15 protein-coding genes are annotated in these 12,963 nt (G+C 68.3%); 11 read left to right on the top strand and 4 right to left on the bottom strand.

The features are described from left to right. Nucleotides 1-7 precede the first annotated feature (7 nt). Nucleotides 8-1,087, top strand: a complete 1,080-nt coding sequence (locus tag AC1VNM_RS17035; RefSeq protein ID WP_483107692.1) for an aminopeptidase — start codon at nucleotides 8-10, stop codon at nucleotides 1,085-1,087. 104 nt (nucleotides 1,088-1,191) lie between these two features. Here AC1VNM_RS17035 and AC1VNM_RS17030 read toward each other — a convergent pair whose 3' ends face one another. Further along, nucleotides 1,192-1,443 (bottom strand): acyl-CoA-binding protein, encoded by a 252-nt coding sequence (locus AC1VNM_RS17030; RefSeq protein ID WP_377160588.1) that lies wholly within the window; start codon nucleotides 1,441-1,443, stop codon nucleotides 1,192-1,194. 110 nt (nucleotides 1,444-1,553) lie between these two features. Between AC1VNM_RS17030 and AC1VNM_RS17025 the strand changes: the two genes are divergently transcribed. Next, nucleotides 1,554-3,194, top strand: a complete 1,641-nt coding sequence (locus AC1VNM_RS17025) for a wax ester/triacylglycerol synthase family O-acyltransferase (protein WP_483107691.1) — start codon at nucleotides 1,554-1,556, stop codon at nucleotides 3,192-3,194. Nucleotides 3,195-3,345: 151 nt separating this feature from the next. Here AC1VNM_RS17025 and AC1VNM_RS17020 read toward each other — a convergent pair whose 3' ends face one another. The 3 genes from AC1VNM_RS17020 to AC1VNM_RS17010 all read right to left on the bottom strand — a co-directional run bounded on the left by AC1VNM_RS17020 (nucleotide 3,346) and on the right by AC1VNM_RS17010 (nucleotide 4,956). Then, the gene (locus AC1VNM_RS17020) at nucleotides 3,346-3,675 is read right to left on the bottom strand and encodes a hypothetical protein (protein ID WP_377160592.1); all 330 of its coding nucleotides are present in this window, start codon (nucleotides 3,673-3,675) and stop codon (nucleotides 3,346-3,348) included. Between the two features lie 136 nt (nucleotides 3,676-3,811). Continuing rightward, nucleotides 3,812-4,105 carry a hypothetical protein gene (locus AC1VNM_RS17015; RefSeq protein WP_483107690.1) on the bottom strand — a complete coding sequence of 98 codons (294 nt, stop codon included), beginning with the start codon at nucleotides 4,103-4,105 and terminating at the stop codon, nucleotides 3,812-3,814. 173 nt (nucleotides 4,106-4,278) lie between these two features. Next, the gene (locus AC1VNM_RS17010; protein ID WP_377160594.1) at nucleotides 4,279-4,956 is read right to left on the bottom strand and encodes a TetR/AcrR family transcriptional regulator; all 678 of its coding nucleotides are present in this window, start codon (nucleotides 4,954-4,956) and stop codon (nucleotides 4,279-4,281) included. A gap of 127 nt (nucleotides 4,957-5,083) precedes the next feature. Here AC1VNM_RS17010 and AC1VNM_RS17005 point away from each other — a divergent pair, with 127 nt between their 5' ends. The 9 genes from AC1VNM_RS17005 (at nucleotide 5,084) to hisC (ending at nucleotide 12,925) form a co-directional block, all read left to right on the top strand. Continuing rightward, nucleotides 5,084-6,007, top strand: coding sequence for an ABC transporter ATP-binding protein (locus AC1VNM_RS17005; RefSeq protein WP_483107689.1), 924 nt, complete (start codon nucleotides 5,084-5,086; stop codon nucleotides 6,005-6,007). Beyond that, nucleotides 6,004-6,786 carry an ABC transporter permease gene (locus AC1VNM_RS17000; RefSeq protein ID WP_331616653.1) on the top strand — a complete coding sequence of 261 codons (783 nt, stop codon included), beginning with the start codon at nucleotides 6,004-6,006 and terminating at the stop codon, nucleotides 6,784-6,786. Before AC1VNM_RS17005 ends, AC1VNM_RS17000 begins: the two co-directional genes overlap by 4 nt. A 24-nt stretch (nucleotides 6,787-6,810) precedes the next feature. After that, complete coding sequence (locus AC1VNM_RS16995) at nucleotides 6,811-7,074, top strand: BolA family protein (RefSeq protein WP_088408428.1); 264 nt, start codon at nucleotides 6,811-6,813, stop codon at nucleotides 7,072-7,074. Between the two features lie 137 nt (nucleotides 7,075-7,211). After that, nucleotides 7,212-7,853, top strand: a complete 642-nt coding sequence (gene hisG, locus AC1VNM_RS16990; RefSeq protein ID WP_377160597.1) for an ATP phosphoribosyltransferase — start codon at nucleotides 7,212-7,214, stop codon at nucleotides 7,851-7,853. Nucleotides 7,854-7,874: 21 nt separating this feature from the next. Then, nucleotides 7,875-9,188 carry a histidinol dehydrogenase gene (hisD, locus tag AC1VNM_RS16985; RefSeq protein WP_483107688.1) on the top strand — a complete coding sequence of 438 codons (1,314 nt, stop codon included), beginning with the start codon at nucleotides 7,875-7,877 and terminating at the stop codon, nucleotides 9,186-9,188. A gap of 186 nt (nucleotides 9,189-9,374) precedes the next feature. Then, nucleotides 9,375-10,925, top strand: a complete 1,551-nt coding sequence (locus tag AC1VNM_RS16980; protein WP_377160601.1) for a methyl-accepting chemotaxis protein — start codon at nucleotides 9,375-9,377, stop codon at nucleotides 10,923-10,925. Nucleotides 10,926-11,118: 193 nt separating this feature from the next. Then, complete coding sequence (locus tag AC1VNM_RS16975) at nucleotides 11,119-11,337, top strand: CopG family transcriptional regulator (RefSeq protein ID WP_088408424.1); 219 nt, start codon at nucleotides 11,119-11,121, stop codon at nucleotides 11,335-11,337. After that, a complete protein-coding gene (locus tag AC1VNM_RS16970; protein WP_431100004.1) occupies nucleotides 11,334-11,828 on the top strand; it encodes a PIN domain-containing protein in 495 nt (164 codons plus the stop codon). The genes AC1VNM_RS16975 and AC1VNM_RS16970 overlap by 4 nt, the downstream gene beginning before the upstream one ends. Beyond that, nucleotides 11,825-12,925, top strand: coding sequence for a histidinol-phosphate transaminase (gene hisC / locus AC1VNM_RS16965; protein ID WP_483107687.1), 1,101 nt, complete (start codon nucleotides 11,825-11,827; stop codon nucleotides 12,923-12,925). The genes AC1VNM_RS16970 and hisC overlap by 4 nt, the downstream gene beginning before the upstream one ends. Nucleotides 12,926-12,963: the final 38 nt, after the last annotated feature.

The following is a 12,963-nucleotide window of genomic DNA, read 5'->3' as shown; positions in this document are numbered from 1 at the left end:
CCGAACGATGCCCGCAACGATGACGAAACGCGCGCGACGACTGCTGCTGCTCCTGCTGGCCGCGCCTGTGCTGCTGGCGATGACGGCGCTCGGCGGCTGCGCGCAGCTGTCGTACTACGGCCAGTCGTTGTCGGGGCACCTGTCGCTGGTGCGCTCGGCCAGGCCGGTCGACGAATGGCTGGGTCAGCAAGACCTGGACCCGGAGATCCGCCAGCAGCTCGAGCTGTCGAAATCGCTGCGCGATTACGCGTCCTCGGAACTCAAGCTGCCGGACAACGACAGCTACCGCCGCTACACCGATCTCAAGCGCGGCGCGGCGGTGTGGAACGTCGTCGCGACCCCGGAGCTGAGCCTGCAGCTCAAGACCTGGTGCTACCCGATCATGGGCTGCGCCGGGTACCGCGGCTACTTCGATCCGCACGATGCGCGCGAGCTGGCGCAGGAGCTCCGCAAGGACGGCTTCGAACCCTACGTGTACGGCGTGCCGGCGTACTCGTCGCTGGGCTGGAGCAATTGGCTGGGCGGCGATCCGCTGCTGAACACCTTCATCCGCTATCCCGAGGCCCAGCTGGCGCGGATGATCTTCCACGAGCTGGCCCACCAGGTCGCGTATGCGGGCGACGACACCGCATTCAACGAGAGCTTCGCGACGGCGGTCGAGCAGATCGGCGTGGCGCGCTGGCTGAAGGATCGGCCCGAGGCGCTGCGCGACGACGAGCAGTCGAGACGCCGTCAGGACGAGATCCAGGCCTTGCTCAAGTCGACGCGGGAGCAACTGCAGGACGTGTTCCGCAGCACGGCCAGCGACGATGAGAAACGCGCCGGCAAGGCCGCGGCCTTCGCGAAGCTGCGCGCGGACTACGAGGCGATCAAGCGCGACCGGTGGAACGGCGACACGCGTTTCGACCGCTGGGTGCTGGGCCTGAACACGCCGGCGCTGGCGATCCAGGGCAGCTACACGGACCTGGTGCCGGACTTCGTCCGGCTGTTCGAGCGGCAGGGCGCGGACTGGCCGCGCTTCTATGCCGAAGTGCAGCGGCTGGCGAAACTGCCGAAGGATGAGCGCAGGGCGGAGTTGGCGCGCTGAACCGCAGGCAGCGGAGCTTCCCCGACTTGCCGCCAGAAACGACGAAGCCGCCCTTGCGAGGCGGCTTCCTCTGAGCGGCGGCGCGAGCGCCGGCACTTGAGGGCTTACTTCAGGCCTTCGACCAGGTCGATGTAGTCCTGCATCGCCTCGTCGTTGGTCTTGCCTTCGAGGGTCTTCCAGGCGTCCCACTTGGCGCGGTTGACGAAGTCGGTCATGCCGGGGCGGTCGCCCTCGACATCGCCGGTGGTCGCCTGCTTGAACAGCGCGTACAGCTTCAGCAGCGTCTGGTTGTCCGGGCGCTCGGGCAGATTCTTGGAATCGGCGACGGCGGCGTCGAATTGGTCCTTCAGGCTCATGGTGTGTCTCCCGTGGCGGTGAGCAGGGCGTCCCGTTGGCGACAATCGGGACGGGCGGCCGCGATGTTACCCACCCCACCCCCACGTCCGGACTGGGGCCGCCTCTCTAGATGACGGATGATCCGGGCGTCAGCGCCTCGTCCCTCGCCCCGTACTTCGCCCCGTCCGTCCAGGAGACCGCATTGCCCACCCCCGCCGCGTCGAGCCCGTCCCCCCGTCGAAGCGCCAAGTCCACCCCGTCGACGACCGCTCCCTCGAAGCGCGGCACCGCCGGCAAGACGCCGCTCAAGGCCTCCGGGAACGGGCGCGCCAGTCGCCCCGACGGCCTGCCGAAGGGCGCCGAGCCGATGTCCAAGGTCGACACCGCCTGGCTGCGCCTGGACACCGAAGCCAATCGGATGATCATCCACGGCGTGCTGCTGCTGAAGCCCGCCATCGCGCTTGAGGACCTGCGGGCGCGCGTCGCCGAACGGCTGCTGCGCTTCCCGCGCTTCCGGCAGCGCGTCGTGGAGGCGGGCGACCGCGCCTGGTGGGTCGAGGACGCCGAGGTCGACATCGCCCGGCACGTCGTTCCTGAGACCTTGAACCGCCGCCGGGGGCGTCCGCTCGAAGGCGCGCTGCAGGACCGTCTCGCCGACCTCGCCGCCGAGCCGCTCGATCCCGCGCGTCCGCTCTGGCAACTGCACCTGATCGAACATTACGACGGCAGCAGCGCGCTCATCGCGCGCGTGCATCACTGCATCGCCGACGGCATCGCGCTGATCGCGGTACTGCTGTCGATCACCGACGGCGGTGCCGTGCCGCCGGCGCTGCCGACTGCGAAGACAGGCAAGGCCGCCAAGGGAACGAAGGCCATCCCCGACGAGGCCGCCGAGCCCGAATGGCTCGCCGACGCGATGGTCAAGCCGATCAACGCCTGGACCGTCCGCGAGATCCAGGCGCACGCCGGGTTGGGGACGCCGGATGTCTCCCCGGCCGAGCGCCTGGGCAAGCAGGTCCTCAAGGACGCCGCCGCGCTCACCGAAGCGCCCGACGACGCGAAGACCCGCCTCAAGGGCAAGGCCGGACGAGCCAAGCGCGTCGCCTGGGGCGCGCCGCTGCCGCTGGACGCCGTCAAGGCGGTCGGCAAGTCGATGAACGTCTCGGTGAACGACGTGCTGCTGAACTGCGTCGCCGGGGCGATCGGGCTGTATCTGCGCGAACACGGCGACAACACGGACGGCCAGGAGATCCGCGCGCTGGTGCCGGTGAACCTGCGTCCGCTGGAGACGGCGTGGCAGTTGGGCAACCGCTTCGGCATGGTGCCGCTGCCGCTGCCCGTGGGCATCACGAATCCGGTCAAGCGCCTCTACGCGGTGCATGCGCAGACGCAGGCGCTCAAGAACAGCCTGCAGCCGGCCTTGTCGATGGGCCTGATGGCGACGTCGGGCTCGGTCGAGAAGGCCGCCCAGCGCGCGATGCTGAAGACGCTCTCGCGCAAGGCGACGGCGTTGATGACCAACGTGCCGGGGCCGGCGAAGGCCTTGCAGCTGTGCGGCTCGGCCGTCGAGCGGGTGATGTTCTGGGCCCCGCAGGCCGGCGACATGAGCCTGGGCATCAGCATCCTGACCTATGCCGGCCAGGTGCAGTTCGGCTTGATCGCCGACGCCGGCCTGTGCCCCGATCCGGAGCGCATCGTGGCTCACTTCGAGCCCGAGTTCCAGCAACTGCTCACGCTGGCGCTGATGCTGCCGTGGGAGGTCAAGGCCTGACCCCGGGCGCCGGGTTCAGGCCCCGCCGCCATGAAAAACGCCGCCCGAGGGCGGCGTTCGTCGTTCCGGGACCCGTCGTTCCGGACCCCGGCGTATCGAAGCCCGGGTTTCGATGTCCGGGTTCGAGGCCCGGTGTCGAAGACGGGACCGATTACTTGGCGGTCTTCTTGGCCGGCTGCGGGCGGCCCGCGGCGGTCGGGTAGGCGGACATCACGCGGACCGGATCGGCGCTGGCCAGGTATTCGGCGTACTGCGTCTGGCCGCAGGCGACCGATTGACCGGCGGTGGCTTCGCCGCGGTATTCGCCGCGGTTGTAGACGAAGCGGTACTCGTTGGCGGCGGCGGCCTGCTCGAACTTCACCGCGTGCTGGCTGGCGCACTCGGCGCGCAGCGCCTTGGCATCGGCGTTCTCGGCGGTGGCGGCGTGGGCCATCGGGGCGATCAGGGCCAGCAGGGCGGCGGTGGTCAGGATGCGCTTCATGGAATCGGTCCCTTGATGTCGGTGAATGCGATATCCCTAATTTATAGGGTGTCGTTTTTCGCCGCCAACCGCGACCAGGGGGTCCGGCTTCGCACGAATCCAGGGTTTGTGCGGAGGACCGGCCCCGAGCTTGCTGCTAGCCGGGAGGCTCGTCATTCCCACGCGAAAGGGTCCATCGAGACTCGCAGGTCCGCCAGGTGAGCGCCCCCCAGATCACGCCGATGACGAGGTAGGTGGTCCCCAACGCGATCCATCGCACCAGGGAGACCGACACGCCCGAGAGGATCATCATGCCGACGATCGGCGCGGCCAGCCATGGCGCGATGCGAAGCAGGCCGAATCGGACGACGAAGCCGAGCGGCCCAGTCCGCCTCCACCGCTCCCAGTCATTCAACAAGGACGACGGGCCCCAGGGCGTAATCCCGAACATGCTCGATGCTCCAGACAAGTCCGCGGCAATGTCGCCGCCCTTGCACCGTATTCATCAAGCTGCGGGCGCGCATGACTCAAGCCAGTCAATCCGACTGCCAGAGATGAGTCAAACGAAGAGGGGTTTGACAAGCATCAAGCCGACGTCGAGTCCCGATGGCGGGACTCGATCGTTCATGCTTGGGAGGCGCCGCCCGCTGGCGGCTGGTACTTCCCCACCAGCTGGAACAGGTGGTCGCGCGAGGCCGGTTCCAGGTACGGCAGCAGCAGTCCCAGCACATGGAAGGCGCCGCGCATCAGCGCCTCGCCGGCGCGCTCGGGCTCGAGCGCATTGCGCGGATCGCGCACGTATTCGTAGCTCAGCCAGTAGCTCAGCAGCACGACCATCGCGTTGGCCGTCGGCACCGCCTCGCGGACCTGCATCGTCAGCGCGCCGCTGGCCTGCAGGCCGCCCAGCAGGCCGACCATCGCCTGCGTCTTCTGCTCCAGCACGTGCTGGAAATGGGTCTCCAGCTTGCGGTTCTTCGACAGCAGGTCGTTGAGGTCGCGGTACAGGAAGCGGTGCTGCCAGATCAGCTCGAACAGCATGTGGAAGAACAGCCAGGCGTCCTCCACGTTGCGTACGTTGCCCACCGCCCCCAGCAGCTCCGACAAGGCCTTGTCGTAGCGGTTGAAGAGCGCGTTGATCAGCTCGTCCTTGGCCGGGTAGTGGTAATACAGGTTGCCGGGCGAGATGCCGAGCTCCGCCGAAATCAGCGTGGTGGAGACGTTCGGCTCGCCGAAGCGGTTGAACAGGTCCAGCGTGACTTCGAGGATGCGTTCGGCGGTGCGGCGCGGCTTCTTGGTGGCCATGGGCCCGGGGGCGTTGAGGGGTGGGGGAGGTGGGCGCATTCTGTCATGACCCCAGGCCGGCGCGGGACGGACCCCCTGCCTACAATCGCCGCCCATGCCCGCAAGCCCCCCACAACAGTCGGCCGCCATGTCCGTGCCGGCCGGCGGTCCGCCCGCCCTGCGTTTCACCAATGTCAGCAAGACCTACCGCGACGGCCAGTTCCGTGCGCTGGACGGTGTCAGCTTCGACATCCAGCCCGGCGAGTTCTTCGGCCTGCTGGGCCCGAACGGCGCCGGCAAGACCAGCCTGATCAGCATCCTCGCCGGCCTGTCCCGCGCCAGCGGGGGGCAGGTCTCGGTGCTCGGCCATGACGTGGTCGACGACTACGCCGAAGCCCGCAAGAAGCTCGGCATCGTGCCGCAGGAGCTGGTCTTCGACCCGTTCTTCAGCGTGCGCGAGACGCTGCGCATCCAGTCCGGCTACTTCGGCGTGCGCAACAACGACGACTGGATCGACGAGCTGCTGCTCAACCTCGGTCTGGCGGACAAGGCCCACAACAACATGCGGCAGCTCTCGGGCGGCATGAAGCGCCGCGTGCTGGTCGCGCAGGCGCTGGTGCACCGCCCGCCGGTCATCGTGCTGGACGAGCCGACCGCCGGCGTCGACGTCGAACTGCGCCAGACGCTGTGGCAGTTCATCGCGCGACTGAACCGCGAAGGCCACACCGTCCTGCTGACCACGCATTACCTGGAAGAGGCCGAGGCGCTCTGCCATCGCATCGCGATGCTGAAGCAGGGCAGGGTCGTCGCGCTCAACCGCACGTCCGAACTGCTCGCGGGCACCGCGTCCACGATGCTGCAGTTCAAGACCGATTCGGCGCTGCCGCTGTCCTTGTCCGAACGCGCCCGCAGCACCGGCCGCATCGTCCAGATCACCGCGCACGACGCGGCCGAGGTCGAGCAGATCCTCGCCACGCTGCGCGAAGCCGCCGTGCCCATCGAAGACCTGGAGATCGGCCGCGCCGACCTCGAGGACGTCTTCCTCGAAATCATGCAAGGGGGCCGGGCATGAGCGCCAGCCATTTCCCGATCCGCCTCGAAGGCGCCCGCACGCTCTTCTACAAGGAAGTGCTGCGCTTCTGGAAGGTCGGCTTCCAGACCGTCGGCGCGCCGGTGCTGACCGCGGTGCTGTACCTGCTGGTCTTCGGCCATGTGCTGGAGGACCACGTCAAGGTCTACGGCACCGTCGGCTACACCAGCTTCCTCATCCCGGGCCTGGTGATGATGAGCGTGCTGCAGAACGCCTTCGCCAACAGCAGCTCCTCGCTGATCCAGAGCAAGATCACCGGCAACCTGGTGTTCCTGCTGGTCACGCCGCTGTCGCACTGGGCCTGGTTCCTGGCCTATGCCGGCGCGTCCATCCTGCGCGGCCTGATGGTGGGCGCGGGCGTGTTCATCGCCACCGTGTGGTTCGCGCCGCCGGGCATGGCCAATCCGCTGTGGGTGCTGGCCTTTGCCATCCTGGGCGCCGGACTGATGGGGTCGCTGGGCCTGATCGCCGGCCTGTGGGCGGAAAAGTTCGACCAGATGGCCGCCTTCCAGAACTTCATCGTCATGCCGATGACCTTCCTGTCGGGCGTCTTCTACTCGGTGCACTCGCTGCCGCCGTTCTGGCAGGGCGTCAGCCACCTGAACCCGTTCTTCTACATGATCGACGGCTTCCGCCATGGCTTCTTCGGCGTCAGCGACGTCTCGCCGTGGGTCAGCCTGGGCGTCGTCGCCATCGCGTTCGCGGCGGTCGCCGCCATCGCGCTGGAACTGCTGCGCCGCGGCTACAAGATCCGTCACTGAGCCCAGGTAGAATCCCGCTCCATCATGGCCGATCCGACCCCCGCAGAAGTCCAGAGCTACATCGCCCAGGGACTCGCTTGCAGCGAGCTCCAGGTCGAGGGCGACGGACGCCATTTCTTCGCGACGATCGTGTCGGCCGAGTTCGAGGGCCTGAGCCGGATCAAGCGCCACCAGCGCGTGTACCAGGCCCTGGGCGATCGCATGCGCGAGCAGATCCACGCGCTGTCGATGAAGACGCTGACCCCCGACGAGTTCGCGCAGCAAGGCACCGCGCACCACCATCACTGACAGCCACCCGGCCTGCAGGCGGGTGGCGGTGTGTCCCCGTCCGGTGAACCCGCTGCCGTCCCCCTGAACACCCGAGGCCACAGCCCGAGGCGCTTTCCCGAGACACTCGAGAGGCGCGCGTTCACCGAGGACACCGCATGATCACCCTGGCACTTTCCAAGGGCCGCATCTTCGAAGAGACCCTGCCGCTGCTGGCCGCCGCCGGCATCCAGGTGCTGGAAGACCCGGACAGCTCCCGCAAGCTGATCCTCCCGACCAATCAGCGCGAGGTTCGCGTCGTGCTCGTGCGCGCGACCGACGTGCCGACCTACGTCGAGTACGGCGGCGCCGACATCGGCGTGGCCGGTCGCGACGTGCTGATCGAGCACGGCGGCGCGGGCCTGTACCAGCCGCTGGACCTGCGCATCGCGCAGTGCCGCATGAGCGTCGCGGTGCGCGACGACTTCGACTACGACAACGCCGTCCGCCAGGGTTCGCGGCTGCGCGTGGCGACCAAGTACACGACGATCGCGCGCCAGCATTTCGCCGACAAGGGCGTGCACGTGGACCTGATCAAGCTCTATGGCTCGATGGAACTGGCGCCGCTGACCGGCCTGGCCGATGCGATCGTCGACCTGGTCTCCACCGGCAGCACGCTGAAGGCGAACCGCCTGGTCGAGGTCGAACGGATCATGGACATCTCCTCGCGGCTGGTCGTGAACCAGGCGGCGCTCAAGCTCAAGCGCGAGGCGCTCAAGCCGCTGATCGACGCGATCGCTTCCGCCATTCCTGCCGCCTGATCCGCTGCCTGGAGCTTCGCCATGACGACGACCCTTCGCACCCTCATCACCGCCGATGCCGATTTCGAGACCCAGTTCCAGCGCGTGCTGCACTGGTCGGCGGAGACCGATGCCGCGATCGAGACGCGCGTCGCCGAGATCCTGGCCGATGTGCGCGCCCGCGGCGACGCGGCGGTGCTCGACTACACCGCGCGCTTCGACGGATTGCAGGCGGCGTCGCTGGCGTCGCTCGAGCTGACCCGCGAGGAACTGAAGGCGGCCTTCGACGGCCTGCCCGCCGACCAGGCGAAGGCGCTGACGCAGGCGGCCGAGCGCGTGCGCAGCTACCACGTGCGCCAGAAGCAGGCCTGCGGCGAGAGCTGGAGCTATCGCGACGAGGACGGCACGCTGCTGGGCCAGAAGGTCACGCCGCTGGACCGCGTCGGCATCTACGTGCCGGGCGGCAAGGCCGCCTACCCGTCGAGCGTGCTGATGAACGCGATCCCCGCGCAGGTCGCGGGCGTGCCGGAGATCGTGATGGTCGTGCCGACGCCGCGCGGCGAGAAGAACCCGCTGGTGCTGGCCGCGGCCTACGTCGCCGGCGTGCACCGGGCGTTCACCATCGGCGGCGCGCAGGCGGTGGCCGCGCTGGCCTACGGCACCGCGACGGTGCCGCGCGTCGACAAGATCACCGGCCCGGGCAACGCCTATGTCGCCAGCGCCAAGAAGAACGTCTTCGGCCAGGTCGGCATCGACATGATCGCGGGCCCGAGCGAGATCCTCGTGCTGGCCGACGGCACCACGCCCCCGGACTGGGTCGCGATGGACCTGTTCAGCCAGGCCGAGCACGACGAAATGGCGCAGAGCATCCTGCTGTGCCCCGACGCCGGCTACATCGCCCAGGTCAGCGAGGCCATCGAACGCCTGTTGCCCGGCATGCCGCGCAAGGACGTCATCCGGGCCTCGCTGGAAGGGCGGGGCGCGCTGATCCAGACGCGCTCGATGGAAGAGGCCTGCGAGATCAGCAACCGCATCGCGCCGGAGCACCTGGAAGTCTCCAGCGCCGACCCGCACCGCTGGGAGCCGCTGCTGCGCCACGCGGGCGCGATCTTCCTGGGGGCCTACACCAGCGAGTCGCTCGGCGACTACTGCGCCGGGCCGAACCACGTGCTGCCCACCTCGGGCACGGCGCGCTTCTCCTCGCCGCTGGGCGTCTACGACTTCCAGAAGCGCTCCAGCCTGATCGAGGTCAGCGAGGCCGGCGCCCAGGTGCTCGGACCGATCGCCGCGACGCTGGCCTATGGCGAGGGCCTGCAGGCGCACGCGCAGGCGGCGGAGTTCCGCCTCAAGCGCTGAGCGCGTCGGCGCGAGCCGACAACGCGGGCAGCCCGGCCATCGGCGGGGTCGCGCAGATTTCACGCGGCCACGCCGGGCAAACCCTGGATCGCGGATAAACCGCCACATTTCCTGGTGTTTCGCGGTTCGCCCTTTCGTGCGAAACGCCTAGCATGCTTCGACATCTTCATAACAGGACGTCGAAGCATGAAGGTCTCAGATCTGCGCGTCGGGGTACGCATCTCCCTGGGTTTCGCGGCCGTGCTGCTGGCCACCGTGCTGGTCGGCGTGGTGGCGATCAGCCGCATGCAGGTGATCCAGGGCAACGTGGAGGAAATGGGGGGCGACTGGATCCCCTCGATCAACGCCATCAACGCCTTGCGCGGCGACCTCAACGAGTTGCGCCGGGCCGAGATGGGGATGTGCCTGAAGGACGTCATCCTCGAGGTCGAGCAGGAGCAGGAGCGCATCAAGAACCTGCGCGAGAAGTCCCTGCCCGCGCTGGCCAAGGCCTACGAGGCCATGGTGTCCACCCCGGAGGAAGCCGAGCAGTGGAAGGATGCGAAGGCGAAATACGCCACCTTCATCGCCGTGCAGGACAAGCTGATCGCCGCGCGCAAGGCCGGCAACCGCGGCGAGTACCAGTCCACGGTCAACGGCGAATCCCAGCAGGCCTTCGTTGCCCTCATCGGCGCGGTGCAGAAGCTGGTCGACATCAACACGCAGGGCGCGGACGCCAGCGTCGAGGAATCGCGCAAGGCCTACAAGGCGGTGCTCACGACGATGGCGGTGTTGATCGTCGCCGCGCTGGCCGCCGGTGGCGTGCTCGCGTTCTACCTGACCCGCAGCACCGTCAGGCCGCTGAACGACATGGTGAGCGTCGCCAGCCGTGTCGCCGAAGGTGACCTGACCGTCGAGATCGACACCTCGCGTCGCGATGAACTGGGCCAGTTGGCCCAGGCGCTGTCGGCGATGCAGGGCGCGCTGAACCGCTCGCTGTCGGCGGTGCGCACCAGCGCCGAGAGCATCGCGATGTCCAGCGCCGAGGTCGCCGCCGGGAGCAGCGACCTGTCGGCGCGGACCGAGCAGATGGCCTCCAGCCTGGAGGAGACCTCCGCCACCATGCACGCGCTGACCGACACGGTCCGCCTGAATGCCGATTCCACGCGTCAGGCCAGCCAGTTGGCGCTCAATGCCAGCCAGGTCGCGGATCGCGGCGGCGTGGTGGTGTCCGAGGTGGTCAGCACCATGGACCAGATCAATGCGTCCTCGCGCAAGATCTCCGACATCATCGGCACGATCGACGGGATCGCTTTCCAGACCAACATCCTGGCGCTGAACGCCGCGGTCGAAGCGGCCCGAGCGGGCGAGCAGGGTCGCGGTTTCGCGGTGGTGGCGAGCGAGGTCCGTTCGCTGGCCCAGCGCAGCGCCGAGGCGGCCAAGGAGATCAAGACCTTGATCGGTGCCAGCGTCGAGCGCGTCGACGTGGGATCGAAGCTGGTCAGCGATGCCGGCGAGACGATGCGGGAGATCGTTGCCGCGGTGCAGCGGGTGACGGACATCATCCAGGAGATCTCCTCGGCCACGCAGGAGCAGAGCACCAGCCTGATGGAAGTGGGCCAGGCGGTGCACCGCCTGGACGAGGTCACCCAGCAGAACGCCGCGCTGGTCGAAGAGTCTTCGGCTGCTTCCGAGTCGCTGCGCGAGCAGGCTGGCAGCCTGCAGCACGTCGTCGCTCAGTTCCGCCTGCATCCCTGACCGAACGCAGTCAAAGAACCGAACGCCGTCAAAGAACTGGAGGCAGCGAGTCTCCGTGGGGCCGGAATGACTCTGGGGGTTCCCGGAGGGATGCCCCCTGAGTCGTGGAGTGCCCGCGCCCGGCCTCCCAAAGTCGGCCTTTACAGAACACGAAGTTCGTGCGCCACGAACTTCGTGTTACTCTGAAGCCCTGATGAAGAACGTCACCGTGACCATGGAAGACAGCGTCGCCGAATGGGCGAGGCTGGAGGCGGCGCGACGCAACACCAGCGTCTCGCGGCTGGTCGGCGAGCTGCTGGCCGAGAAGATGCGCCACGACGACGCCTATGAGCGCGCCCTGCAGGACTGGCTGCACCGCGAGCGCACCTGGTCTTCCGACGGTCAGCCCTACCCGGGACGGGAGTTGCTGTGAGCGCCCCCGTCGAACTGACCGCGCCGGTCTTCGTCGACACCTCCGTGCTGATCCTCAGCGAGGATGGCGCCGATCCTGCCTGCCGCGCGCAGGCGATGGCCTGGCTGCGCTGCCTGTGGCAGCAGCGCCTGGGCCGGACGTCGAGCCAGGTGCTCAATGACTTCTACCGTTCGGTGACGACGCGCATCTCGCCCGCGATGCCGAACGGCGATGCGCGGGCCGAGGTCCGCCGCTACCAACGCTGGGCGCCGTGGTCGACCGACCACGCGACCGTCGAATCGGCCTGGTCGATCGAGAGCCGCTTCTCACTGCCGTACGCTGACGCGTTGATCGTCGCGGCCGCGAAGGCGCAGGGCTGCGAGATCGTGCTGAGCCGGGCGCTGCCGCACGGGCAGCTCTACGACAGCGTCCTGATCGTCGATCCGCTGCGCGCGCTGCCGGCGGGTGTTTCCCCTTCCGACTTGCTGCCCGCCGCGGCGCTTGCCCCATGAACGCTGCCCTCGATCGAGCCCTCGGTGTCCTGCGCGAGGACGTCCGCGCGATGCATGCCTACCAGGTGCATCCGTCCGCCGGCCTGATCAAGCTGGACGCGATGGAGAACCCCTTCCGGCTGCCGCCCGACCTCCAGCGCGCGCTGGGCGAGCGCCTCGGCGCCGTCGCGATCAACCGGTACCCGGGCGAGCGCACCCAGGAGTTGGCGCAGGCGCTGGCCGTGCACGCCAAGCTGCCGGAGGGTCAGGCGCTGATGCTGGGCAACGGCTCGGATGAATTGATCTCGCTGCTGGCGATGGCCGTCTGTCAGCCGGGCGAGCGCGTCGTCGTGCTGGCGCCGGTGCCGGGCTTCGTCATGTACGAGCTGTCGTCGAGGTACCAGCACCTGGACTTCGTGGGCGTGCCGCTGACGGCGGATTTCGAGCTTGACGAGGCCGCGATGCTCGCCGCGATCGCCGAGCATCGTCCCGCGATCGTCTACCTGGCCTATCCGAACAATCCGACGGCCAACCTCTGGGACGACGCCGTCATCGAACGCATCGCCCAGGCCGCGCCGGGGCTGGTCGTCATGGACGAGGCCTACCAGCCCTTCGCCGCGCGCGACTCGATGGCGCTGATGGCGCGGCATCCGCAGGTGCTGGTCATGCGCACGATGAGCAAGTTCGGCCTGGCCGGCGTGCGCATCGGCTACATGATGGGCAACGCCGAGCTGATCGGCCACATCGACAAGCTGCGTCCGCCGTACAACGTCAGCGTGCTGAATGCGGAAGCGGGGCTCTTCGCGCTGGACCACGCCGATGTCGATGAGCGACAGGCCGCCGAGCTGCGTGCCGAGCGCGAGAAGCTGCAGACCGCGCTCGCCGCCCTGGCAAAAACCGCGGACGTGCATGCCTATCCGAGCGAAGGCAACATGATCCTCGTGCGTGTCCCCGACGCCAACCGCCTGCATGCGGACCTGAAGGCCCGCGGCGTGCTGGTCAAGAACGTCTCCGGCATGCATCCGCTGCTGGCGCGCTGCCTGCGCCTGACGGTCGGCACGCCGGACGAGAACGCGGCGATGCTGGCGGCGATCGAAGCCGGTTTGAAGCAGACCTGAACGTCCACCGTCCCTCCTTGATCCTTCCTGATCTCCCT

Source organism: Mitsuaria sp. MSU3D, from assembly GCF_056867975.1.
The sequence above is the reverse complement of the archived record's forward strand: the minus strand, read 5'-3'. Positions and strand labels throughout refer to the sequence as shown.

Excerpts from the sequence above, each read along its gene's own strand:
- AC1VNM_RS17035 (WP_483107692.1), top strand. The coding sequence starts at position 8 with ATGCCCGCAACGATGACGAAACGCGCGCGACGACTGCTGCTGCTCCTG.
- AC1VNM_RS17030 (WP_377160588.1), bottom strand. The coding sequence starts at position 1,443 with ATGAGCCTGAAGGACCAATTCGACGCCGCCGTCGCCGATTCCAAGAAT.
- AC1VNM_RS17025 (WP_483107691.1), top strand. The coding sequence starts at position 1,554 with ATGACGGATGATCCGGGCGTCAGCGCCTCGTCCCTCGCCCCGTACTTC.
- AC1VNM_RS17020 (WP_377160592.1), bottom strand. The coding sequence starts at position 3,675 with ATGAAGCGCATCCTGACCACCGCCGCCCTGCTGGCCCTGATCGCCCCG.
- AC1VNM_RS17015 (WP_483107690.1), bottom strand. The coding sequence starts at position 4,105 with ATGTTCGGGATTACGCCCTGGGGCCCGTCGTCCTTGTTGAATGACTGG.
- AC1VNM_RS17010 (WP_377160594.1), bottom strand. The coding sequence starts at position 4,956 with ATGGCCACCAAGAAGCCGCGCCGCACCGCCGAACGCATCCTCGAAGTC.
- AC1VNM_RS17005 (WP_483107689.1), top strand. The coding sequence starts at position 5,084 with ATGTCCGTGCCGGCCGGCGGTCCGCCCGCCCTGCGTTTCACCAATGTC.
- AC1VNM_RS17000 (WP_331616653.1), top strand. The coding sequence starts at position 6,004 with ATGAGCGCCAGCCATTTCCCGATCCGCCTCGAAGGCGCCCGCACGCTC.
- AC1VNM_RS16995 (WP_088408428.1), top strand. The coding sequence starts at position 6,811 with ATGGCCGATCCGACCCCCGCAGAAGTCCAGAGCTACATCGCCCAGGGA.
- hisG (WP_377160597.1), top strand. The coding sequence starts at position 7,212 with ATGATCACCCTGGCACTTTCCAAGGGCCGCATCTTCGAAGAGACCCTG.
- hisD (WP_483107688.1), top strand. The coding sequence starts at position 7,875 with ATGACGACGACCCTTCGCACCCTCATCACCGCCGATGCCGATTTCGAG.
- AC1VNM_RS16980 (WP_377160601.1), top strand. The coding sequence starts at position 9,375 with ATGAAGGTCTCAGATCTGCGCGTCGGGGTACGCATCTCCCTGGGTTTC.
- AC1VNM_RS16975 (WP_088408424.1), top strand. The coding sequence starts at position 11,119 with ATGAAGAACGTCACCGTGACCATGGAAGACAGCGTCGCCGAATGGGCG.
- hisC (WP_483107687.1), top strand. The coding sequence starts at position 11,825 with ATGAACGCTGCCCTCGATCGAGCCCTCGGTGTCCTGCGCGAGGACGTC.